This is a genomic window from Kitasatospora sp. NPDC098652 (assembly GCF_044760155.1).
Taxonomy (GTDB): domain Bacteria; phylum Actinomycetota; class Actinomycetes; order Streptomycetales; family Streptomycetaceae; genus Kitasatospora.
The window spans coordinates 473389-496945 of the sequence record NZ_JBIWAQ010000002.1; the positions used below are offsets into that span (position 1 = coordinate 473389).

A 23557-nucleotide genomic window follows, 5' to 3' on the forward strand; every position below is an offset into this window, starting at 1 on the left:
CCCCGATGCGCTTCGACCCACCGCCCCGGATCGCCGCCGTGGTCGACTGGCTCCCCCCGACCACGGACACCGCGGCGGCGGCCGTCGCCGGAGGCCGGGTCACCGCCGAGAACGCCGCCAAGGACGGCTACCTCGAACTGCCCGTCAGCGACGGCCCGTCGGGCCCCGAGATGGCCGTCCTCGCCGCCGCCAAGGCGATCGGCGAGGCCGGCTGCCCGCCCGAGTCCATCGGCCTGGTCGTCCACGCCTGGATCTACCACCAGGGGCACGACTTCTGGTCCCCCGCCCACTACGTCGCCCAACACGCGGGCGCCGTACGGGCGGTGCCGCTCGGCGTCCAGCAGATGTGCAACGGCGGGGCCACCGCCGTCGAGCTGGCGGCCGTCCGGCTGGCCGCCGACCCGGCCCTGGAGCGGGCCCTGGTCACCACCGGCGACCGCTTCGCCGCCCCCGGCTTCGACCGCTGGCAGGGCGACTACGGGGTCGCGTACGGGGACGGCGCGACCGCGCTCGTGCTGGACCGCGAGCGCGGCCCGTACCGGCTGCTCGCCGCGCACACCGCCGCCGCCCCCGACCTGGAGTCCATGCACCGCGGCCACGACGCCTTCTCCGCCGCACCCCGCGCCAACGGCGAGACCCTCGACATCCGGCGCACCAAGAAGGCCTTCCTGGGCGACGGCCTCGGCCCGCACTTCGCCGCCACCGCGGGCGAGGGCGTGGCCCGGGCCGTCCGCGGCGCCCTCGCCGACGCCGGCCTCGGCCCGGACGACCCCCGGCTCAGCCACCTGCTGCTCCCCCGGCTCGGCCGCACCGTCCTGGAGACCGCCTACCTCCCGGCCGTCGACCGCCTCGGGCTGACCGGCGTCGAGGTGCTCGACCTGGGCACCCGCACCGGCCACCTGGGTGCGGGCGACGCCGCCGCCGGCCTGGCCCACCTGCACGCCCGCGGCTTGCTCGAACCCGGCCGGATCGCCGTCCTGCTGAGCGCCGGTGCCGGCTTCACCTGGACCGCCCTGCTCGTCGCCGCCGAGTGAGCGACCGGCCGCCACCCGTCACCGACTGAACCGACCACCGAGGAACCCCGATGCCCGACACCCCCGCCCTCACCCCCGGCACCGTCCTGGTGCTGGTCGACCTCCAGCAGTGGATCGTCAGCCGCCCGGTCGCCCCGCTCAGCGGCCCGGAGGTGGTCCGCTCCGCCGCCCGGCTCAAGACCGCCTTCGAGGCCGCCGGCCGGCCCGTCGTCCTGGTCCGCTACGCCCGGATGGACGGCAGTGACGGCGGACCCGACTCCGCCTTCAACCGCTTCGCCCCCGAGGTCGCCGCCCGCCCCGGCAACGAGGTCGTCACCAAGTACGGCATCGACGCCTTCGCCGGCACCGACCTCGCCGACCGGCTCAACCGCCTCGGCGCCACCGACCTGGTCGTCGCGGGCATCGCCACCGAGTACGGCGTCGGCGAGACCGTCCGCACCGCCGTCAACCTCGGCTACCCCACCACCGTCGTCGAGGACGCCGTCGCCGCCCTCTCCCCCCAGGGCCACACCGCCGCCGTCGACGCCTTCCACCGCATGGGCGTCACCGTCACCCGCACCGACTCCCTGCTCACCCCCGCGGTCTGACCCGCCCGCGCGTCGCCGCCGAGCCCCCGCCCGGGGGCCGCAGCGGTGCGCGGGCGGTGTCCTACCGCCGTTGATCACTTCGTCCGAGCGCTCGGCCGGGTTTCCCGGCCGAGCGCTTCTGCGTCGGCGGCCTCGTCCAGCGGCCTCGTTCGGCGGCCGTCGTTCGGCGACGACAATGCCCGCCGTTCGGCGACGACGATGGCCGCCGTCCGGGGACGGCGGCCATGAATGCCTCAGGTACTCCGCGAATCCTCCACCCGCGCTCCGGGCCGGATCGCGCCCCGGCCCCCCGGTGCGCAGTTGTCCGGATGTGGTCGGCGCCGTCCGACCGCACCGTCAGAGGTGGGGCGAGGAGGGGTCGCCGCCGAGGCGCAGCTCGCCGACGGCGTCGAGGATGCGTTCGGCGGAGGCGACGTGCCGGCCGGCCGTGACGACGTCGCGCAGGCAGCGGTCGAGCGGGGTGCGCTCGGTGTAGACGGCCGCCGCGCCGACCAGGTCGTAGAGGTGCTGGACGGCCTCCCGGCAGGCGCGGTGGGCGTACTGGCGGGCGAGGGCGGCGGTGCCGCGTTCGGGGGCGCGGCCCGCGGCCTGGGCGGCCCAGGCCCGGTCCAGGGTGGTGTAGACGTAGGCGTCGGCGGCGCCGATCAGGGCCTCGGCGTGGGCGAGTTCGGCCGGGGCGGAGGGCCTGGGCAGGGCCGGGCCGCGGGCGGTGAGCAGCTCCCGGGCGCAGCTCAGCGCGGAGCGGGCGATGCCCAGCGGGACGCCGGCCATCTTGAGGGCGAGGTTGTCGGCGCGCAGGTGGAGCGGCTGCGGGGCGCCGGCCGCCGGGGGCGTGAAGGTGTGCCGGTCCGGGACGAACAGGTCGGTGACCTCGAAGTCATGGGAGCCGGTGCCGCGCAGCCCGGTGGTGTGCCAGGTGTCGAGCACCCGGACGTCCGCGGCGTCCAGGACGGCGACCCGCGGGGCGCCGTCGGGCGTCAGGAAGCCGGCCAGCACCCGGTCGGCGTGGGTGATCCCGCTGGCGGACGGCCACCGGCCGGAGAGCAGGTACCCGCCGTCGTGGGCGGCGGACCGGCCGAGCGGCGGCAGCACGGTGGCGGTGATCAGGTCAGGGTCCGGGAACAGCTCGGCGAACACCTCGGCGGGCAGCGAGACCACCGCGAGCGAGGCGTTCAGCGCGACGGCGGCGCACCAGCCGACCGAGGCGTCGCCCTCGGCCAACAGGTCGACGGCCCGGGTGAGTTGCGGCGCGGTCAGCTCGACCCCGCCCAGGGCGGGCGGGAGGGCGGCGCGCAGCAGCCCGGTGGCCCGGAGGCCGTCGAGCAGGTCGGCCGGGATCCGGCCCTGCCGCTCGACCTCCGGCGCGCGGGCCGGCAGGGTCGCGGCGTAGGCCCGGACCCGCTCCAGTACGTCGTCGGCGGTGAGCCCCGACTCGGGGGCCCGGGGCGGCAGTTCGACGACGGTCATCCGCTCGTCCTCCAAGCTCGGCCGGTCCGGCCGGTCCGTCGGCTTCGTCCGGTTCATCGGTTCCGTCCGGTTCATCCGGTGGGTGTCGGTCACAGGTCGTTCAGCGCCTTGTCGAGCTCGGCCGCCAGGGTCTGGAGGTGGGGCGGGCGCATGACGCTGTAGTGGTCGCCGGGCAGGTCGACGGCCTCGGCGCGGTCGCCGAGCAGGTCCAGCCACTGCCGGGTGGTGCCGGTGGTGGCCCCGTCCATGGCGCGCAGCAGCCTGACCCGGCCCCGGTACGGGGTGGGCCGGTGCTCGGCCAGGGCACGGCTGAGGTGCAGGAAGCGGCCCGCGAGCCGGTCCAGGGTGGCGGGGTCGACGTCGTCCGGGAGGACGGCCGCCTGCCGGGCCCTGGTGAGCAGTTCCTCGGTCGGGGTGCGGTCGCCGGTGGGCTCGAAGTCCTCCGGGCCGGGGTGCCAGTCGCGTCCGGCCAGCCCCGCGAGGTCGCGGGCGAAGCGGGCCAGCAGGGCCACGTCGGACTGCGGCCCGGCCGGGCCGGGCGGCTCCAGCAGGTCGACGGCCGCGACCAGTTCGACGGTGGCGCCCCGGGCGGTGAGCAGCGCGGCGGCCTCCAGGGCGAGCACCCCGCCCATGGACCAGCCGCCGAGCCGGTACGGGCCGTTCGGGAAGCGCTCGGTGATCGCGTCCACGTAGTGGGCGGCCAGCTCGGCCACGCTGCGCGGCGCGGGATCGGGGTCGGGGTACTGGAGGGCGTGCACCGGCTGCTCGGTGTCCAGCAGGGCGGCGAGCCCGGCGTAGCAGAGCACGTCGCCGCCGACCGGGTGGATCAGGAACAGCGGCGGCCGGCTGCCCGCGGCCCGGACGGGGACCAGCGCGGCCCGGGCCTCGTCGGCGGCCGGGCCGGGCCGCTCGCGCAGCACCTCGGCGAGCGCCGCGACGGTCGGGCGGGCGAGCAGGGTGGCGACGGGGAGCGAGCGCCCGGTCGCCCGGTGGATCCGGGCCATCATCCGCACCGCGAGCATCGAGTCGCCGCCGAGGTCGAAGAAGTCCTCGGTGACGCCGAGCTCCCGGGCGGCCGTGCTCGGGAAGAACTCGGCCCAGATCCCGGCGAGTTGACGTTCGACGGCGTCGCGCGGCGGGACGGTCGCGGCGGAGCGCGGGGCGGACTCCGGCGGCGCGGGCAGCCGGCGGCGGTCCACCTTGCCGTTGTCGGTCAGCGGCAGTTCGTCGAGCCGGACGATCCGGGCGGGCACCATGTAGCCGGGCAGTTCCCGGCCGAGTGCCGTGCGCAGTTCCTCCTCGAAGCCTTCGGAGTCCTCGGCCGGCGCGGTGTCGGCCACCACGTACCCGACCAGCCGTCGGGGCCCGCCCCGCTCGCCCTCGGCCACCGCGGCCGCCGCCCGGACGCCCGGGAGGCGCAGCAGCGCGGCCTCGACCTCGCCGAGCTCGATCCGGTGCCCCTGGATCTTCACCTGGAAGTCCGCGCGGCCCAGGAACTCGATCTCGCCGTCCGGCAGGTAGCGGCCGAGGTCGCCGGTGCGGTAGAGCCGCTCCCCGGTGACCGGGTGGTGGAGGAAGGCGGCGCGGGTCCTGGCCTCGTCGCCGAGGTAGCCGCGGGCCAGGCCGGTGCCGGCGATGTACAGGTCGCCGGGGACTAGGGCCGGGCGCGGCCGCAGCGCCTCGTCCAGCACGTGGAAGCGCTGGTTGCGCATCGGCCGGCCGTACGGGATGCTCGCCCGCTCCCGGTCCGTCCGCTCGACCGGGTGCTGGATCGACCAGATGGACGCCTCGGTCGCGCCGCCCAGGGCGTGGACCCGCGTGCCGGGCAGCAGCTCGGCGACGGCCTCGGGGAGGGTGACCGGGATCCAGTCGCCGCTCAGCAGCGCCAGGCGCAGCGGGGGTGTGCCGCCGACGGCCCGCAGGTGTTCGGTGAACATCTCCATCAGCGCGGGGACGCTGTTCCAGACCGTCACCCGGTGCCGTTCGGCCAGCTCCAGCCAGGCGGCGGGTTCGCGCCGCGCGGCCTCGTCGGGCAGCACGACGGCGCCACCGGCGGCGAGCAGGCCGAAGACGTCGTAGACGGAGAGGTCGAAGTTGAGCGCGGACAGCGCGAGGACGCGGTCCTCGGCGGTCACGCCGTAGCGGTCGTTGACGTCCCGGATCGTGTTGACGGCGCCGGTGTGCTCGATCATCACGCCCTTGGGGACGCCGGTGGAGCCCGAGGTGAAGATGACGTACGCGAGGTCTTCGGGCCGGGCCGGGGAGGGCGGCAGCGGGAGGCCGTCGCCGGTGCCGACGCCGTCTGCCGACTCGGTGTCGACGTTCAACGAGCGCGTGCCGTCCGGCAGTTCGAGGGTGTCCGCGAGCGCCGAGCGGGTCAGCACCAGCCCGATGCCGGCGGTCTCGACGATCATCCGGAGCCGGCGGGCCGGCATCGCGGCGTCCACCGGCACATAGGCGGCCCCGGCCTTGAGGACGCCCAGCGCGGCGACCACCTGTTCCCAGCCCTTGTCCGTCACGATGCCGACCGGCACGCCCGGGCCCGCGCCGTGCGCGATCAGCCGGCGGGCGATCCGGTCGGAGCGACGGTCCAGCTCGCCGTAGCTCAGCGTCCGGTCGGCGGTGATGACGGCGGGGGCGGTCGGCCGGGCCGCGGCCTGCCGCAGGAAGCCGTCGTGCAGCAGCTCGGCCGGGACGGGGGCGTCGGTGGCGTTGACGGCCCGTCGCAGGGCCAGGTCGGTGGCGGGCACGGGCACGGCGGCCGGTCGACGCCACGCCCCCTCGCCGCACAGCTCCCGGACCAGCTCCCGGTAGGCCTCCCACATGGCGTCGACCACGCCGTCGGGGAACACCTCCTCGACCACGTCCCAGTTCAGGACCAGTTCGCCGGCCTCCTCCAGGGCCTGGTGGTCGAGCCAGACCTGCGGGGTGCGGACGGAGCTGGAGGCCAGTCGGCCGGAGCGGCCGAGCCCGGTCAGCGCCGTCAGGGCACCGCCGCCCTCGCCGGAGGCGTCCTGCGCCGAGAAGCCGATGGTGCTGGTGAACACCACGGGCATGCTCGCCAGGCCCGTCCCGCCCCGGGTGCGGTTGAGCTCGCGCAGCACCTCGACGCCGCTGACGTACCCGTGGTCGAGGTCGGTCAGCAGCTGGTGCTGGAGCCGCAGGGCGCCGGTGGCGAAGGACTCGGCGGGGGCGGCGTCGACCTCCAGCAGGGTGGTCGTGCTGAGGTTGCCGAGGACCCGGGCGACGTCCTCGTGCAGCGGCCGCCGGTGGAACGCCAGCAGGTTGAGCGTGAAGCGCGGCGACTCGCTCCAGGCGCCCACCACCTGCGCGTACGCGGCGCACAGGGCTGCCGAGGGCGAGACGCCCGCCGCGTCGGCGTTCGCCTGGAAGCGCTGCCACTCGGCCGGCTCGATCCGGGCCGTGCGGTGGGTGAACACCGGTCGGCGCGGTAGCGCCCCCGGGCGCAGTGGCAGCCGGGGCGCGGACGGCAGGGTGGCGAGGCGGGCCTGCCAGTAGGCGAGCGAGTCCGCGCGCCGCTCGGCGTCCGTCCGGGCGGCGGCGAGCACGTAGTCGCGGTAGCTGACGCCGGGGGCGGGCGTCGCGGGGGCGCCGTCGCGGTAGGCCTGCGCCCACTCCCGGAACAGCACGCCGGAGCTGCGGCCGTCGACGATCAGCGCGTCGAAGGTGAGGTGCAGCCGGGTGGTGCGGTCGTCCAGCAGGCTCGCCCGGACGTCGAACAGCGGCCAGGCCTCGGTGTCGAAGACCCGGTCGCGCAGCTCCCGGTGGGTCTCGGCGAGGCGCTCCGCCCGCTCGGCCACGTCGAGGGCCCGCAGGTCGACGGTGGCGATCCGGTACGCGGGGACCTCGGCGAGCACCCGCTGGTAGCCGTCCCGGGAGACCACCGCGCGGAGCATGTCGTGGCGGTCGATCAGCTGCCGCAGGGCGGCGGCGAGCCGGTCGAGGTCGGTGTCGGTGAGGTCGAGCTCGACCAGGAAGGAGGTGGCGACGTTGCCCAGCTCGAAGGCGTCGGTCCGGCCGACCAGGTAGGCCTGCTGGAGGTCGGTGAGCGGGAACGGCTCGTACCGGGCCGCCGGGTCGGCGACCAGCGCCGCACCGGGCCGCTCCGCCGGGGTGGTGGCGGCTGCGCCGCCGTACGAGGCCTGGACGCGCTGCGCGAGCTCGGCCACGCTCCGGCCGTCCAGCAGTTCGGGCAGCGGGAGGTCGACGCCGAGCCGCCGGGCGAGGGTCTGCCGGATGTCCATCGCGATCAGCGAGTCGGCGCCGAGGCTGCGCAGCGGCCGGTGCAGGTCCTCGCCGGTGACGGCCGCGCCGCGCGCCCGGCCGACGATGCCGACCACCAGCTCGGCGACGTCGACGTCCTGGTCCCCGGGCGCGGGCTGCCCCGGTACGGCCTCGCTCGGTACGGACTGCTCGGGGCGATCGGCACCGGGCACCGGCTCCAGCCGTACGCCCTCGGCCAGGGCCACCGGCGTGCCGTCGGCGCCGACCAGCCGCACCTGCGCGACCAGCGGCCCGCCACGGCCGTGCGCCGGCGTCCCCTCCGGCCGGGGGCTGCCGTTCCAGAGCCAGTAGCGCTCGCGCTGGAACGGGTAGCCGGGCAGCGGCACGGGCGGGCCGACCGGCTGGCCGTGCACCCGCGCCCAGTCGATCCGGGCACCCCGGACGTACAGCGCGCCGAGGCCGTCCAGCAGGGTGCGCCGGGCCTCCTCCCCCGCGCGCAGCGACGGCAGGAACCCGGCGTCCCCGGCCTCCGCCCGGGCCCGGTCGAGCAGCGGGGAGGCGGGGCCGAGCAGCACGAAGCCGCGGTGCCCCTCGCGCAGCAGCGCGGCGAGGCCCTCGGCGAACCGCCGGTCCGCGTCGGCGGCGGAGACGGGGGCGGTCGCGCGCGCCGCCCGCAGCGCCTCCGCCGGGCTCACGGCGCCGATGCCCGCGACGCAGGCGGCCACCGCCTCGCCCTCGGCGCCGTACCCGAGGACGGCGGCGGGCTGCACGCCCCAGGACCGCCACAGCTCGGCCAGCGCGTACTGGACGGCGAACGCCGAGGGCCGGGCGCCGGGCTCCTCCGCGCACCGCTCCAGGGCGTCGCGGAAGACCGGCTCGGTCGCGGCCAACTCGGCCGCCGCATCGGCGAACTGCCCGTCCGGGCCGCCGGTGAACAGGAACACCGGCCCGCGGGCGCCCTCCGGGGTCCGGGCCCCGCGGCGGACCCCGGCGGGCAGCGCCCCGTCCGGGCCGGTCCGGGCGAGCAGGCCGCGCAGCTCGGCGGTGGAGGAGGCGACGGCGGTGAGCCGGTGGGGGAAGTGCGCCCGTCCGAGGCCGGTGGTCCGGCAGAGCGCCGCGAGCGACCGGCCGGCGGGATCGGTGTCGAGCAACTCGACGTAGCGAGCGACGAGTTCGGCGAGGGCGGCCGGGGTCTTCGCCGACAGGGTGAGCAGCTCCGGACGGTCCGGCGCGGTCCGCTCGCCCGCCGCGGGGGCGGCCGGGGCCTCCTCGATGATCACGTGGGCGTTGGTGCCGGTGATGCCCTGCGAGGACACCCCGGCCCGCCGGGGCCCCGCGCTCGGCGGCCAGTCGCACGCCTCGGCGACCAGCTCGACCGCGCCCGCCGACCAGTCCACGTGCGGGGTCGGCTCGGCGACGTGCAGGGTGGCGGGGAGCCTCCCGTACCGCAGCGACAGCACGGTCTTGATCACCCCGGCGACGCCCGCCGCCGCCTGGGTGTGCCCGATGTTGGGCTTGAGCGAGCCGAGCCGCAGCGGCTGCCCTGGGTCCCGGTCGCGCCCGTAGGCGGCCAGCAGGGCGCGGGCCTCGATCGGGTCGCCGAGCGGGGTGCCGGTGCTGCTCGCCTCCACCACCTGGACGTCGCCGGGCGAGAGCCGCGCGTCGGCCAACGCCTGCCGGACGACCCGCTGTTGGGCCGAGCCGCTGGGCGCGGTGAAGCCGTTGCTGGCACCGTCCTGGTTCACCGCGCTGCCGCGCACCACGGCCAGCACCGGGTGGCCCAGCCGCCGGGCGTCCGACAGCCGCTCCACCAGCAGCACGCCCACGCCCTCGGCGAGCCCGCTGCCCGCGGCCTGCGCCGAGAACGGGCGACATCGGCCGTCCGGCGACAGCCCCTGCATCCGGGTGAACTCGGTGAACAGCTGCGGGGTGGACATCACCGTCGCACCGCCCGCCAGCGCCATCGTGCACTCGCCGCGGCGCAGCGACTGCACGGCGAGGTGCAGCGCCACCAGGGAGGACGAACAGGCCGTCTCCACGGTCAGCGAGGGGCCGCGCAGGCCCAGCGTGTACGAGATCCGGCCGGCGGCGGCGCCGCCCACCGAGCCGGTGGTCAGGAAGCCCTCCGCCTCCTCGGGCACCTCGCCGCACCCCTGCCCGTAGTCCAGGCAGGACAGCCCGGTGAACACCCCGGTCTCGCTGTCGCGCACCGAATCCGGGTCGATCCCGGCGTCCTCGAAGGCCCGCCAGGCGGTCTCCAGCAGCAGCCGCTGCTGCGGGTCCATGGCCAGCGCCTCGCGCGGGCTGATGCCGAAGAAGGCCGCGTCGAAGTCGGCCGCGTCGCGCAGGAAGCCGCCGGAGCCGGTCAGGCTCGGACCCCGGCCGTCGGCGGGGTCGTGCAGGCCCTCCGCCCAGCCGCGGTCCCGGGGGAACGCGCCGACGGTCTCCCCACCGGAGGCCAGCAGCCGCCACAGGGCCTCGGGCGAGTCGATGCCGCCCGGGTAGCGGCAGGCCATGCCGACGATGGCGATCGGCTCCCGGCCGCCCTCCTCCAGTTCGCGCAGGCGCTCGCGGGCCTGGTGCAGGTCGACGGTGAGGCGCTTGAGGTAGCCGAGCAGCTTCTCGTCGGCGGCCGGCGCCGGTGCCACTGTCGGCGCCGCTGCCGGTGCTGATGCTGTTGCCGGTGCTGCTGCTGTTGCCATGGCGGATCGGTCCTTGCGTGGGGGGGGAGAGAGAGGGGAGGAGGCGAGGGGTCAGGCGAGCTGACGGTCGATGAAGGCGAACAGCTCCTCGGCGGTGGCGGCTTCGATCAGCGCCGTCACGTCCTCCGCCGGATCGGCCGTGTCCGCCGCCGTCTCCGCTGTCGGCTGCGGCTCCGGCTCCGGCACCGCTGCCATCGGCTCGGCTGCCACCGGCTCGGCCGGTACGAGCGCGGCGTCCAGCACCGCGACCAGCTCCGGCAGCGTCGGCGCCTCGAACAGCAGGGTGACAGGCAGCTTGACCTCGGTCGCCGCGCCGAGCCGGTTGCGGAACTCGACCGAGGTGAGCGAGTCGAAGCCGAGCTCGCCGAACGGCCGGTCGGCCGGGACGGCCTCGGGACGGCAGCCCAGTACGGCCGCCATCTGGGTGCGGATCAGCTCGGCCAGCAGCTCGGCGCGTTCGTCGGCGCCCAGCCCGGCCAGCCCCTCCCGCAACGGCCGGTTCCGCCGCCCGGGGGCGTGCCCCGGCCGCTGCGCACCGGCGGCCGCCAGGACCTCGCGCAGCACCGGCGGCAGCTCGCCGCCGAGCTCGCGCAGCGCCGCCCGGTCCAGCCGGGCGGGCAGCAGGGCGGCATGCGGGGACGGCAGGGCCGCGTCCAGCAGGGCGAGGCCCAGCTCGGGCGCCATCGCGACCAGTCCGGCCCGGGCGAAGCGGGCGCGGTCGGCGGCGCTCAGCCCGCCGAGCATGCCGTCCGGGTCGTCCCACAGGCCCCAGCCGAGGGCGAGCCCGGGCAGGCCCTGGGTGCGGCGGTGCCGGGCGAGCGCGTCCAGGAAGGCGTTGGCGGCGGTGTAGCCGCCCTGCCCGGCGCCGCCGAGCGTCGCCATCACCGAGGAGATCAGCACGAAGGCGGTGAGCGGGTGGCCGATGGTCAACTCGTGCAGGTGCCAGGCGCCGTCGGCCTTGGTCCGCATCACCCGGTCGATCCGGTCGGGGGTGAGCGAGGTGATCGGGGCGTCGTCCACCACGCCCGCGGCGTGCACCACCGCGGTCAGCGGGTGCCGCTCGGGGACGGCCGCGATCATCGCGGCCACGGCGGCCCGGTCGGCGACGTCGACCGCCGCGAACCGCACCTCGGCGCCCGACTGCGCCAGTTCGGCGGCGAGTTCGGCCGCGCCGGGCGCCGCCGCGCCGCGCCGTCCGGCCAGCAGCAGCCGCCGGGCGCCGTGGGCGGTGACCAGGTGCCGGGCGAGGGCCCGGCCGATGGCGCCCGTCCCGCCGGTGACCAGGACGGTCCCGTCCGGGTCGAGGACCGGCGGCACGGTCAGCACGACCTTGCCGACGTGCCCGCCCCGGCTCAGCAGCCCGAAGGCCTCGGGGGCGCGCCGCACGTCCAGGTCGGTCACCGGGGCCCGGCCGAACGCGCCCTCGGCGAACAGCTCGACCACCCGGCGCAGCAGCCGGCCGAGGTGCTCGGGCGGCAGCTCCAGCAGGTTCATCGCCCGGTAGCGGGCGCCGGGGTGGGCGGCGGCCACCTCGGCGGGGTCGCGCCGGTCGGCCCGGCCGAGTTCGACCAGCAGGCCGCCCGGGCGCAGCGACCGCAGCGACTCGTCGACGAGCTCCCCGGTCAGCGAGTTCAGCACCACCGCCATCCCCCGTGCGCCGGAGGCAAGTTCGGCGAACCGCTCGCCGAAGCCGGGCTCCCGCGAGGAGGCCAGGTGGTCGTCGTCCACCCCGAGGGCGCGCAGCGCGGGCCACTTCGCGGGGGCGGCGGTCGCGAAGACCTCCGCACCCAGGTGCCGGGCGAGTTGGACGGCGGCCGTGCCGACGCCGCCCGCCCCGGCGTGGATCAGCACGGCGTCGCCCGCGCGCACCCCGCCCAGTTCGACCAGCGCGTGCATGGCGGCCAGGTGGGCGACCGGCACGGCGGCGGCCCGGGTGAAGGACCAGCCCTCGGGGATCCGCACCAGGGTGCGGTGGTCGGCGTGGGCGACGGTGCCGAAGGCGGCGGGGAACAGGCCCATCACCCGGTCGCCGACGGCCAGCCCGGTGACCCCGGGACCGGTCGCGGTGACCACGCCCGCGCCCTCCAGCCCGAGCGGGCCCGGGTCCCCGGCGTGCAGGTCCAGCGCGCCCAGGACGTCGTGGAAGGTGAGCCCGGCGGCGCGGACCGCGATCCGGACCAGGCCGGGGCCCGGTGCCGCGGCGGCCTCGGGGCAGGAGCGGAGCTCCAGGGCGTCGAGGGTGCCGGGCCGGGACAGGTCCAGCCGCCAGGCCGCCGCGTCCGCCGGTACGGTCAGCGCGCGCTCCCCCGCCGCGGATCGCAGCCTGGGCACCAGGACGGCACCGTCCCGGACGGCCAGCTGGTGCTCCTCCGGCGCCAGGGCGGCGGCCGGCACCCCGGCGGTACCGAGCGCACTGGCAGCACCGGCCGGGTCGGCCGGGTCGGCCGGGTCGGCCGGGTCGGCCGGGTCGGCGGCGAGGTCGACCAGGACGAACCGGCCCGGGTGCTCGACCTGGGCCGTCCGCACCAGCCCCCAGGCCGCCGCCTGGGCGAGGTCCCGGACGGTCTCGCCGTCCCGGACGGCGACCGCCCCACGGGTCACCAGCACCAGCCGGACCCCGGCGAGCCGCTCCTCGGCCAGCCAGCGGCCGAGCAGGTCCCGCGTCCGACGGGTCACGGTACGGGCCGCCGTCGCCGGATCGGTCCCGTCCGTACCCGCCGGACAGTCCACCAGGACGTGCACGGTCGGCTCGGCCGCCGTGCACAGCGCCTCCAGGTCGAGGTCCTCCCAGCGGACAGTCTGCTGATGTTCAGTCAACTCCGCCTCGGACGGCTTCAGTTGCTCCCAGTCCAGCGCGAACAGCGAGTCCCGCGCGGCGGCCTCGGGATCGACCGAGCCGCCGGTCTCCGCGACCGGACACAGCTCCACCGACTCGACCAGCCCCACCGCGGCCCCCGAGGCGTCCCGCAGGGTCAGCCGGAAGCCGCCGTCCCCGGCGGGCTCCGCGTGCACCCGCAGGGCCGTCGGGCCGGCCCCGCCGGTCAGCGACACGCCGCGCCAGCGCAGCGGCTGGGTGCGCCGCCCCTGCCGCTCCAGCGCTTCGGCGATCAGCCCGTGCAGGGCGGCGTCGAGCAGGGCGGGGTGCAGCTGATGGGCCCCGGCGGCCTCGGCGGCCGGCTCGGGCAGGACGGCCTCGGCGAACTGCTCACCGTCGCGCCGCCAGGCGGCCCGCAGCCCCTGGAACACCGGCCCGTAGGCGTGGCCGTGCAGGGCGAGGTCCTGGTACGCGCGCTCCGGCGGCACCGGCACGGCACCGGCCGGCGGCCACTCCCCGGCCTCCGGCGCGGGTACGGCGGCGGGGCTCGCGACCGCGAGGGTGCCGGTGGCGTGCTCGGTCCACTCCCCGCCGGTCGCCCCGCTTGTCGCCGCGCCGGTCGCCCGGCTGGAGATCCGGCAGGTCCGCAGCCCGGCCCCGTCCTCGCCGGTGATCCGGACCCGCAGGTCGACGGCGCCGTCCGCGGGCAGCACCAGCGGTGCGGTGACGGTCAGTTCCTCGATCCGGGCGGCCCCGGACCGGGCACCCGCGTGCAGGGCCAGGTCCAGGAAGGCACTGCCGGGCAGCACGACCGTCCCGGCGAGGGCGTGGTCGGCCAGCCAGGGGTGGCTGCGGACGGCCAGCCGTCCGGTGAACACCGTCTCGCCGTCGCCGAGTTCGACGGCCGCGCCGAGCAGCGGGTGGTCGGCCGGGGCCTGGCCGAGGTCGGCGGTGCCGGTCGGTCCGGCGGTGGCGGTGAGCCAGTAGCGGCGCCCCTGGAAGGGGTAGGTGGGCAGCTCGGGGCAGTCGGCGGCGGCAGCGGTTCCGGCGGCGGGGCCGGTGAGCCGGTCCCAGGCGACCGGCAGGCCCCGGACGTGGGCCTCGGCGGCGGAGGTGAGGAAGCGGCGCAGTCCGCCGTCCTCGCGGCGCAGCGAGCCGGTCACCGTCCCCTCGACCCCGGCCTCCTCCAGGATCCGGCCGATGCTGCCGACCAGCACCGGGTGCGGGCCGACCTCGACGAAGGTGGTGTGGCCGGCGGCGATCAGCGCCTCGACGGCCTCCTGGAAGCGCACGGTGTGCCGCAGGTTGGCGTACCAGTAGGAGGCGTCCAGCCCGGCGCCGTCCTGCCAGTCGGCGGTGACCGAGGACATCAGCGCCGTGCCGCCGCCGCGCGGGGCCAGCGGCGCCAGCCCGGCCAGGATCCGGTCCCGGATCGGTTCGACCGCCGGGCAGTGCGAGGCGAAGGCGGCCGGGATCACCCGGGCCTCGACGCCCTCGGCCCGGTAGCCGTCGACCAGTTCGGCGATCGCCGCCGGCGGCCCGGCCACCGCCGTACTGCCGGGGCCGTTGATCGCGGCGACGGCCAGCGGTTCGACGAGCCGTTCCCGCACCCGCGCCGCGGGCAGCGGGACGACGGCCATCGCGCCCTTGCCCATCAGCTCGATCGCCACGCTGCTGCGCAGCGCGATGGCGCGGGCGCCGTCCTCCAGCGAGAGCGCCCCGGCCACCACGGCGGCGGCGATCTCGCCCTGGGAGTGGCCGACCACGGCGTCCGGGACGACCCCGGCGGAGCGCCACAGTTCGGCCAGCGACACCATCACGGCCCACAGCGCGGGCTGCACCACGTCGATCCGGTCCAGCAGCGGCGCCCCGGCCAGGACGTCGGCCAACGACCAGTCCACGTACGGCGCGAGCGCCCGCTCGCACTCGGCCAGCCGGGCCGCGAAGACCGGGCTCTCGGCGGCGAGCGCCGCCGCCATCCCCTGCCACTGGCCGCCCTGGCCGGGGAAGACCAGGACGGTCCGCCCGGGCTCGCCGGCCCGGCCGGTGACGACGGCGCGGTGCTCCTCGCCGCGGGCCAGGGCGTCCAGCGCCCGGTCGGCCTCCGCGCGGTCGGCGGCGATCACCACGGCGCGGTCGTCGAAGGCGGTACGGGCGGTCAGGGCCGGTGCGGCCGCGGTCGGGTCGAGCGGGGCGGCGGCCAGCCGTCGGGCCTGCTCGCGCAGCGCCTCGGGGGTGCGGGCCGACAGCACCACGGGCACCACGGGCGGGCGCTGCGGCCGCTCCGCCGTCCCCGGCGCGTCCGCCGTGTCCGCAGTACCGGCCGCGACGACGGGCGGCTCGGCGAGAATGACGTGCGCATTGGTGCCGCTGATCCCGAAGGAGGAGACGCCGCCGCGCCGGGGCCCGCCGGTCTGCGGCCAGGGCCGGGCCCGGTCGAGCAGGGCCACCGCCCCGGCCGTCCAGTCCACGTGCGGGGACGGCCGGTCGACGTGCAGGGTCGCGGGCAGGGTGGCGTGCCGGATCGCCTGCACCATCTTGATCACGCCGCCGATACCGGCCGCCGCCTGGGCGTGCCCGATGTTGGACTTGAGCGAGCCCAGCCAGAGCGGCCGCTGCCCCGCCCGGTCCTGCCCGTAGGTGGCCAGCAGGGCGTTCGCCTCGATCGGGTCGCCCAGGGCGGTGCCGGTGCCGTGCGCCTCGACGGCGTCGACCTGCCGCGGGGCGAGCCCGGCGTCGGCGAGGGCGTCCTGGATGACGCGCTGCTGGGCGAGGCCGTTCGGCGCGGACAGCCCGTTGGAGGCGCCGTCGGAGTTGACGGCGCTGCCCGCGACGACCGCCAGCACCGGGTGGCCGTGGCGGCGGGCGGCGGAGAGCCGCTCGACCACCACCATGCCGGCGCCCTCGCCCCAGCCGGTGCCGTCCGCCTGCGCGGAGAACGCCTTGCAGCGGCCGTCGGCGGCCAGCACCCGCTGGAGGGAGAGCTCCACGAACATGCCTGGGGTGGCCATCACGGTGACGCCGCCGGCCAGGGCGAGCGTGCACTCCCCGGAGCGCACCGAGCGCACCGCCTGGTGCAGCGCCACCAGCGAGGCCGAGCAGGCGGTGTCCACGGTCAGCGCGGGGCCGTTCAGGCCGAGCAGGTAGGCGATCCGGCCGGAGACCACGCTCACGCTGGTGCCGGTCAGCAGGTGCCCGGCGACGCCGGGGCCGGCCGTCTCCATGCCGGGCCCGTAGTCGGCGTGCATCGCCCCGGCGAACACACCGGTCCGGCTGCCCGCCAGCGCCGTCGGGTCGATCCCGGCGCGCTCCAGCGCCTCCCAGGCGACCTCCAGCAGGATCCGCTGCTGCGGGTCCATGGCGAGTGCCTCGCGGGGGCTGATCCCGAAGAACTCCGCGTCGAAGTCCGGCGCGTCCCGGACGAAGCCGCCGCGGCGGACGTACGAGGTGCCGGTCCGCTCCTGGTCCGGGTGGAACAGTGCGGCCAGGTCCCAGCCGCGGTCCTCCGGGAAGTCCCCGGTGGCGTCCGTCCCGGCGTCGACCAGGCGCCACAGGTCCTCGGGCGAGCGGACCCCGCCGGGGTAGCGGCAGGCCATGCCGACGATGACCACGGGGTCGTCCTCGTCGGGGTCCGGCGAACTGTCCGGCTCCGGCGCTCCGGTCAGGTCCGTCTCCGGCGCTCCGGTTGGGGCCGGTGCCGGGGGCTGCTCGACCGGCGCCGGGTCGGGCCGGAGCGCCCCGATCGCGGCGGCCAGGGCGAGCGGGCTCGGGTGGTCGTACAGGACGGTGCTCTCCAGCGTCAGGCCGGTCGCGGCCGACAGCCGGTCGCGCAGTTCGAGCGCCATGGCGGAGTCCAGGCCCAGTTCCCGGAAGGTCCGGCCGGGCCGGACCTCGGCGGCCGAACCGGCGTCCAGCACCACGGCGGTGTGGCTGCGGACCAGCTCCAACAGCGCCCGCTGGTCCACGGCGGGGGCCTGCGGTACGGCGGGGAACTGCGGGGCGACGGGCGCCTGCGACACGACGGGGGCCCGCGGTACGACGGGCGCGGCCTGGAGTACGGCGGGCCGAACTGCCGCCTCCGCCAAGGCTGTTCCCACCTCGGGCGTCGCCCCCGGCAGCCCGGCCGGCCAGCAGGAGCGCCGCTGGAACGGGTACGTCGGCAGGTCGACCAGCGGCACCGAGCCGGGCAGCAGCGCCGCCCAGTCCACCGCGACGCCCCGGACGAAGGCCTCGGCCGCCGCCGTGAGGAAGCGGCGCCGGTCCCCGCGCCCGCGCCGGAGGGTGCCGAGCACCGCGCCCGCGCCGCCGCGCGCGTCGATCGCCTGCCGGACGCCCAGCGCCAGCACCGGGTGCGGGCTGATCTCCAGGAAGGCGGTGTGGCCCGCGTCCAGCAGCTGCTCGACGGCCGGCCCGAAGCGCACCGGCTCGCGCAGGTTGCGGTACCAGTAGCGGGCGTCCAACTCCGCGGTGTCCACCGGCGCCGCCGTGACGGTGGAGTGGAACGGCACGTCGACGGCGCGCGGGGCGATCCCGGCGAAGGCGGTGAGCAGGTCCTCCCGCAGCTCCTCGACGGCCGCGCTGTGCGAGGCGTAGTCGATCGGCACCCGGCGGGTCCGCACCCCCGGCCCGTAGTGGGCGGCCAGCGCGTCGAGCGCAGCGGCCGGGCCGGCGACCACGGTGTGCGCGGGGCCGTTGACGGCCGCGACCGACAGCGCCCGGTCCACCGTCGCGAGGTCCGACTCGACCTCCCCGGCCGGCAGTTCGACGGACAGCAGTCCGCCGCGGCCGGCGATCCGGTTCAGCAGTCGGCTGCGCAGCGCGACGATCCGCGCGCCGTCCGCCAGCGACAGCGCGCCCACCGCGGTGACCGCGGCGATCTCGCCCTGGGAGTGGGCCACCACGGCGGCGGGCTCCACCCCGGCCGAGCGCCACAGCGCGGCCAGCGACACCATCACCGCCCAGAGCGCGGGCTGGATCACCTCGTCGCCCGCCAGGGCCGGCGCGCCCTCGGCGCCGCGCAGCACCTCGGTCAACGACCAGTCCACGTAGGGGCGGAGGGCCTGCGCGCAGGCCTCGATCCGCTCGGCGAAGACCGGCGAGTCGTCGAGCAGCTCCGCCGCCATGCCCGCCCACTGGGAGCCCTGGCCGGGGAAGACGAAGACCGGGCGGATCGGCGGCCCGTCGTGCCGCCCCTCGATCACGGCCGCCGAGGGCTGCCCGGCCGCCCGTGCCGCCAGGGCGGCGAGGAAGGCCGCCCGGTCGTCCGCGACGACGACGCAGCGCTGTTCGAAGGTGCTGCGGGTGACGGCGAGCGAGCGGCCCACCGCGGCCGGTTCGAGCTCCGGACGCTCCGTCACCCGGGCCCGCAGCCGCTCCGCCTGGTCCCGCAGCGCGCCTTCGTCCCGCCCCGAGAGCACCCAGGGCAGCGCCCCGGCCGCGCCCCGGCCGCCCGCCGGTGCGGGCCCGCCCGCGCGCCAGTCGGCCAGCAGCACGTGGCAGTTGGTACCGCCGATGCCGAAGGAGCTGACCCCGGCGAGCAGCGGGCGCTCCGGCGCCGGCCAGTCCCGGAGCCCGGTGTTGACCGCCAGGTTGAGCTCGTCCAGCGGGATCCGCCCGCCGGGCCCGGTGTGGTTCAGGCTTGGCACGAGCTCGCGCGCGCCGACGCACAGCACGGCCTTGATGAACCCGGCGATCCCGGCCACGCCCTCCAGGTGGCCGATGTTGGTCTTGACCGATCCGACCAGCAGGGGTTCGCCCGCCGCCCGGGCGGTGCCCAGTGCCGCGCCGAGCGCGGCGGCCTCGACCGGGTCCCCGGCCCGGGTGCCCGAGCCGTGCAGTTCGACGTACTGGACCTCGCCCGGCTCGACGCCCGCGTCGGCGCAGGCCGCGAGCAGCACCCGCCGCTGCGACTCCCGGCCGGGGGTGGGCAGCGTCTCGGTGGCCCCGTCGTTGTTCAGCGCGCTGCCGCGGATGACGGCGTGGATCCGGTCGCCGTCCCGGACGGCGGCCTCCAGCAGCTTGAGGACGACCACCCCGCCGCCCTCACCGCGGACGTAGCCGTCGGCGCGGGCGTCGAAGGTGTGGCAGCGCCCGGCGGGCGAGAGCGTCCCGGCCCGCTCCAGGGCCAGGGTGCTCTGCGGCGCCAGGATCAGGCTCACCCCGCCGGCCAGGGCGAGTTCGGACTCGCCGCTGCGCAGGCTGGCGCAGGCCAGGTGCACGGCGGTCAGCGAGGAGGACTGTCCGGTGTCCACCACCAGGCTCGGCCCGTGCAGGCCCAGCGCGTAGGAGATCCGGTTGGCGGTCACCCCGCGTTGCAGTCCGGTCAGGGTGTGCCCGGTGACCGCGTCGGGGCCGAGGCCGTGCAGCAGCGTGGCGTAGTCGTCGGCGATCACGCCGAGGAAGACTCCGGTCCGGCTGCCGGCGAGCCCGGCCGGTCCGGTCCTGGCGTCCTCCAGGGCCTCCCAGGCCAGTTCGAGCGCCAACCGCTGCTGCGGGTCCATCGCGACGGCCTCGCGGCGGGAGATGCCGAAGAACTCCGGGTCGAAGCCGTCCACCCGGTCGAGGAAGCCGCCGCGGGCCGGCCCCCGGTCGCCGGGGCGCTCGGTGACGGCGTCACCGCCGGCCCGCAGCAGCCGCCAGAACGCCTCCGGCCCGTCCGCCTGCGGGAAGCGGCAGCCGATCCCGACCACCGCGACCGCCCGGGGCGGGAGACCGTCCGCTTCGCGCCCAGCCATGCCCTGCATCGATGCACCCCCGTGTACCCGGACTGTCGGACCGCAGGCGACCGGGCACGGCACAACGGGCCACTCCCTCAAGTGGCCTGATGCACCGTCACCCGGTCCAGCTCCGGCCCCCGCCGACCCCGTTCCCCGTAGTCGGCACGCACCCCTGAGCTGTCTGCGTGATCGACACAGTATCAGCGTCCTTAGTCGCGTCAATACCTCATTGAGTATCGGTACCGTCAGGAATGGACGCACTCGGGCCGTCAGGTCGGGATCTCCGGACACTCCGCCGCCCCGCACCGTCCGTGACGCCGGTCACGCCGGGAGGCCGCCCGGGCGCTCGCCCGCCGCACCGGGAGCCGGCCGCCACCGTACGAATCCGGCCACTGCGTGGACCGGAGCCTCCGAGTTCGGGAGACTGGGGATTACCCGAACAAGCGGCTGGTCATGCGGCATTGTAAGGACCGTGCGTTCTGTTGAGGCAGACATGTCTATTCGGGAGGGGTCGGTTCCGGTGCTGGACCTGCGGGAGGTACGGACACTGTTGACGCTCGGGGAGGAACTGCACTTCGGGCAGGCCGCCAGGAGACTGCGCGTGTCGCAGTCCAGGGTCAGCCAGACGCTGCGGGACGTGGAGCAGCGCATCGGCGGCCAGCTGTTCGAGCGGACCAGCCGTCAGGTCAGGCTGACCAGACTGGGGGTGGGCCTGGTCGACCGGTTGCGGCCGCTCTACCAGGAGATGACCGCCGTGTACTCCGAGACGGTGGCCCAGGCCTGCGGCGTCGACGGACAGCTGCGGCTGGGCTTCACCGGCGCGGCCGGCGGGTCGTACGCGGCGGGCCTGATACGCGCCGGACAGGCGTACGCCCCGGAGTGCGACATCACCCTGCACGAGGTGGCGTGCAGCGACCTGCTCGGCCCGCTGCGCCGGGGCGAGGTGGACGCGCTGGTGGCGCGGCTGCCGATCGAGGAGCCGGACATCACGGTGGGGCCGGTGATCGGCCTGGAGTCGCGGATGCTGGCGGTCGCCCTGGACCACCCGGTCGCCGAGCGGCAGTCGATCTCGATCGAGGAGATCGCGCACGAGACGGTGTTCGCGCTGGCCAACACCGCGCCCGACTACTGGCGGGACTTCCACCTGCCGCTGGCGACGCCCGCCGGGCGCGTGCTGCGCCGGGGGCAGGAGGTGCAGACCTGCCAGGAGATCCTGTCCCTGGTGGCCGCCGGGAAGGGGGTGGCGCCGCTGGCGGAGTCGGTGGCCCGCTACTACGCCCAGCCGGACGTGGCGTTCGTCCGGATCCACGACCTGCCACCGGCGCCGGTGGCGCTGATCTGGCGCACCGCCGAGGAGAACGCCCGGATCCGGGCGATCGCGGACTGCGCGGCCCGGATGGCGGAGGCCGCCGTTCCGGGTCAGGTCCGCCGACGGGTCCCGGTCCCCGCGCCGGTCTGACCGGGCTTCGGCGGGCCGGACGCGCCCGGCTGTTGCTCACCGGGCTGCTGCTGACCGGGCTGCTGCTGACCGGGCTGCTCCTGGCCGGGCTGCTCCTGGCCGGGCTGCGACTCCCCCGGTTTCGGCCGCGCCCACGCCCCCGGCAGGACCGCGGCCACCACCGCGGCCGACAGCAGGAAGGCCCCACCGACCCCGACCAGCCGGGAGGCGACACCGACCAGCAGGGAGCCGGCCCCGGTGCCCACGTCGTACGCCATGTTCCAGGCGGTGCTGGCCATGCCGCGGCGGGCCGGTCCGGTCCGGGCGAACACCAGCACCAGGGTCTCGTTCTGCAGCGCCCCGAACCCCGCCCCGCAGAGCACGGCCGCCAGGGCCGCCGGGACCGTCGCCGCAGCGGTGAGCAGCACCGCCGCGGCGATGCCGCCCGTGCCGAGGGCCGCGGCGATCACCGCCGGGACCAGCGTGCGGCCCTCGCCGATCCGGTCGGCGAGCCCGCCCGCCGCCAGCCGGCCCAGGATCATGGCGGCGGACAGTGCGAACAGCACCACGGCCGCCGCTCCCGGGGCCGGCAGCGCGAAGGCCAGGAACGAGGTGACGCCGCCCACCGCGGCCGCGCTCGCGGCCAGCAGCGCCAACAGGCCGACCAGCGGCGCGAATCCGCCGGCCGGCGGGTGCGGCGGAGCCGTCGGCGGCAGCACGGACGCCTCCACCACGGACGCCTCCACCACGGGCGCCTCTGCCACGGACGCCTCCACCGCGGCAGGCTCCACGGCCGGCCCGCCGCCCGGCGCCGCGGACGGCACCACCAGCGCCCACGCGAGCGGCACCGCGAGCCCGCCCAGCACCGTCGCGCCCAGGAACACCGCCGGGAAGCCGAAGGTCTGCGCGCACCACACCCCCAGCGGCAGGCAGATCACCTGCGGCAGCCCCGCCGCGGCCCCGTACCAGCCGACCACCGAGGCCCGCCGGCCCGGCGGGGCCAGTTCGGCGGCCAGCGCGCTGCCCGCCACGGCGGCCATGCCGAACCCCGCGCCCCGGACGGCCGAGACGGCCAGCACCCACCCCAGCGCGGGCGACAGCAGGTAGGCCGCCGTCGGCAGGCTGAGCAGCAGGGAGCCGGTGATCAGCAGCCGGCGCAGGCCGAGCACCCGGACCAGCCGGCCCATGCACAGCTGCACCAGGATGCCCGCGCCCATGGTCACCCCGGTGGCCGCCCCGGCGCCGACGCCCGAGGAGCCCCCGGTCGCGGACCAGAGCGGCACCACCGAGACCAGCGGCGCGTAGTCGGAGAAGACGGCGAAGGAGGCGGCCAGCAGCAGCGGGAGGTCGCGCGCGCGGGTCACGCCCCGGCGCCCGGCTCCCCCGGCGCGGCGGAGCCGGAGAGCGGCGCACCCGCTCCGGCCGCGTCGCCCGGCTCGGCCGGCCAGCGGGGCGAGCGTCCGAGCATCGCCAGGATCCGGTCCAGCCGGTCGGTGCTGCCGGTGGGCAGCCCCGGCCGGAAGGAGGACCCGGGCTGGAGCCGGTTGCTCCCGTCCGGCACCTCCTCGACGTACGGGAGCACCGCGTCGAGCAGCTCGGGCTCGTACCCGGCGGGCACCCCGATCGCGGCGGCCACGTCCCAGCCGTGCACCACGTAGTCGACGAAGTGGAAGCCGATCGCCGTACGGGCCGGGAACATCTGTCCGCCGCGCACCTCGGGCAGCCAGAACTCGCCGTCCAGCACGCCCTCGCGGGCGAAGGCCCGGCTCACCCGGGCCGAGGAGGCCCGGAAGGCGCCGGCCCAGTCGTCGCCGAACTCGCGGTCCGCCCAGTCGGCGCGCTCGGTCCGCACGCCTTCGGCGGCGGCGGCGAAGCCGTGGTTCTGGCCGATCATGTGGGCCAGCAGCTTGTGCAGCGTCCACTCCGAGCAGGGGGTCGGCCGGTCGAGGTCCTCGGCCCCGACCCGGTCGATGATCTCCTCGGTGACCTGGAGCGCCCGCCGGTCCCAGGGCCGGATGTCGGGTGTGGTGTTGATGGGGATCACCGGTCCTTCGACTGCGGGCGGGAGGAGGAGACGGGCTGGCCGGGCAGCGACTGGCTCTGGCCGCGGAACTCGGCGATCACCTTGCCGTCCGCCCGGCGCACCGTGACGTCGTAGATCCCGCTGCGGCCGAACCGGGAGCGCTCCACCGCTTCGGCGGCCAGCTCGTCCCCGGCCGAGGCCGGGCGCAGGAAGGTCACCTGGGCCGCCTGGGCCACGGTGGCGACGCCATGGGTGTTGCAGGCGTAGGCGAAGGCCGCGTCGGCGAGCAGGAACAGGTATCCGCCGTGCGCCGTGCCGTGGCCGTTCACCATGGTGTCGGCGAGCTTGAGGCGGGCGGTGGCGCGGCCGGGGCCGACCTGGTCGATGGTGATGCCGAGCGCCTGACACGTCCGGTCGTCGGCGTACATGGCCTCCGCGCAGCGCCGGGCGGTTGCCTCCGCCTCCGACGCCGCCGAATCACTGGTCATGGGTGGGCTCCTGGGGCTGTCGGGTCCTGGGCACGGGTGGGT

9 protein-coding genes are annotated in these 23557 nt (G+C 77.0%); 3 read left to right on the forward strand and 6 right to left on the reverse strand.

Annotation, left to right across the window (positions count from 1 at the left end; translation table 11 throughout):
- Nucleotides 1–5 precede the first annotated feature (5 nt).
- Together ACIQWA_RS06095 and ACIQWA_RS06100 are read left to right on the forward strand one after the other, a co-directional pair.
- Complete coding sequence (locus ACIQWA_RS06095) at nt 6–1034, forward strand: 3-oxoacyl-[acyl-carrier-protein] synthase III C-terminal domain-containing protein (protein WP_402478723.1); 1029 nt, start codon at nt 6–8, stop codon at nt 1032–1034.
- 50 nt (nt 1035–1084) lie between these two features.
- Nucleotides 1085–1621 carry a cysteine hydrolase family protein gene (locus tag ACIQWA_RS06100; protein WP_402478726.1) on the forward strand — a complete coding sequence of 179 codons (537 nt, stop codon included), beginning with the start codon at nt 1085–1087 and terminating at the stop codon, nt 1619–1621.
- Between the two features lie 336 nt (nt 1622–1957).
- Here the strand turns inward: ACIQWA_RS06100 and ACIQWA_RS06105 are convergent, their stop codons facing one another.
- From ACIQWA_RS06105 to ACIQWA_RS06115, 3 genes are all read right to left on the reverse strand, one after another.
- Complete coding sequence (locus ACIQWA_RS06105; protein ID WP_402478729.1) at nt 1958–3088, reverse strand: acyl-CoA dehydrogenase family protein; 1131 nt, start codon at nt 3086–3088, stop codon at nt 1958–1960.
- A gap of 89 nt (nt 3089–3177) precedes the next feature.
- Nucleotides 3178–10035, reverse strand: a complete 6858-nt coding sequence (locus tag ACIQWA_RS06110) for an amino acid adenylation domain-containing protein (RefSeq protein WP_402478732.1) — start codon at nt 10033–10035, stop codon at nt 3178–3180.
- Nucleotides 10036–10086: 51 nt separating this feature from the next.
- Nucleotides 10087–19584, reverse strand: coding sequence for an SDR family NAD(P)-dependent oxidoreductase (locus tag ACIQWA_RS06115; RefSeq protein ID WP_402478735.1), 9498 nt, complete (start codon nt 19582–19584; stop codon nt 10087–10089).
- Between the two features lie 475 nt (nt 19585–20059).
- Here ACIQWA_RS06115 and ACIQWA_RS06120 point away from each other — a divergent pair, with 475 nt between their 5' ends.
- Nucleotides 20060–21025, forward strand: a complete 966-nt coding sequence (locus tag ACIQWA_RS06120) for a LysR family transcriptional regulator (protein WP_402478737.1) — start codon at nt 20060–20062, stop codon at nt 21023–21025.
- Here the strand turns inward: ACIQWA_RS06120 and ACIQWA_RS06125 are convergent.
- From ACIQWA_RS06125 to paaI, 3 genes are read right to left on the reverse strand one after another with little or no spacing between them, the layout of a single operon-like run.
- Complete coding sequence (locus ACIQWA_RS06125; RefSeq protein ID WP_402478740.1) at nt 20986–22368, reverse strand: MFS transporter; 1383 nt, start codon at nt 22366–22368, stop codon at nt 20986–20988. The genes ACIQWA_RS06120 and ACIQWA_RS06125 overlap by 40 nt on opposite strands.
- A complete protein-coding gene (locus ACIQWA_RS06130; RefSeq protein WP_402478743.1) occupies nt 22365–23048 on the reverse strand; it encodes a TIGR03086 family metal-binding protein in 684 nt (227 codons plus the stop codon). Before ACIQWA_RS06130 ends, ACIQWA_RS06125 begins: the two co-directional genes overlap by 4 nt.
- Nucleotides 23045–23515 carry a hydroxyphenylacetyl-CoA thioesterase PaaI gene (gene paaI / locus ACIQWA_RS06135; RefSeq protein WP_402478745.1) on the reverse strand — a complete coding sequence of 157 codons (471 nt, stop codon included), beginning with the start codon at nt 23513–23515 and terminating at the stop codon, nt 23045–23047. The genes ACIQWA_RS06130 and paaI overlap by 4 nt, the downstream gene beginning before the upstream one ends.
- Nucleotides 23516–23557 lie beyond the last annotated feature (42 nt).

Coding starts and splice junctions, on each gene's coding strand:
- ACIQWA_RS06095 (WP_402478723.1), top strand. CDS start 6: ATGCGCTTCGACCCACCGCCCCGGATCGCCGCCGTGGTCGACTGGCTC.
- ACIQWA_RS06100 (WP_402478726.1), top strand. CDS start 1,085: ATGCCCGACACCCCCGCCCTCACCCCCGGCACCGTCCTGGTGCTGGTC.
- ACIQWA_RS06105 (WP_402478729.1), bottom strand. CDS start 3,088: ATGACCGTCGTCGAACTGCCGCCCCGGGCCCCCGAGTCGGGGCTCACC.
- ACIQWA_RS06110 (WP_402478732.1), bottom strand. CDS start 10,035: ATGGCAACAGCAGCAGCACCGGCAACAGCATCAGCACCGGCAGCGGCG.
- ACIQWA_RS06115 (WP_402478735.1), bottom strand. CDS start 19,584: ATGGCTGGGCGCGAAGCGGACGGTCTCCCGCCCCGGGCGGTCGCGGTG.
- ACIQWA_RS06120 (WP_402478737.1), top strand. CDS start 20,060: ATGTCTATTCGGGAGGGGTCGGTTCCGGTGCTGGACCTGCGGGAGGTA.
- paaI (WP_402478745.1), bottom strand. CDS start 23,515: ATGACCAGTGATTCGGCGGCGTCGGAGGCGGAGGCAACCGCCCGGCGC.